We start from the raw sequence: 276 nt of genomic DNA, 5'->3' as shown, positions 1-276 counted from the left end.
GCATGCTCTGAAAACCAGGCAACACCTTCTCACGGGTGACGGATACCATCACCTCTGCCAGTTGCCGCTTCCGCTGCCAATGCAAAGGATCGGGGAGCTTAAAGTCTGGTGTCTGGTGACTTTCCAATCCGTAATCCCGACAACGCTGCCAGGATTCGCAGACAAGGCGATCATCGCTTTGCAGTCTGTTTTCCATGTCCGACCTTTGATTTCCGCTTTCATTGCTATCTGGCCGCGGCCAGCCCGCACGCATTCCTGAACGTTAACTATTGTTCA

General features: G+C 53.3%; 1 protein-coding gene. It reads right to left on the bottom strand.

Going from position 1 to position 276, the window contains the following annotated elements; all coding sequences use genetic code 11:
* A partial coding sequence (locus ACYP03_RS26055; RefSeq protein ID WP_459782679.1) for a hypothetical protein occupies positions 1–196 on the bottom strand: 196 nt, incomplete at its 3' end.
* Between the last annotated feature and the right edge of the window lie 80 nt (positions 197–276).

It is taken from the genome of Photobacterium sp. R1 (genome assembly GCF_054600795.1).
This window is presented reverse-complemented; position numbering and strand designations above follow the sequence as displayed.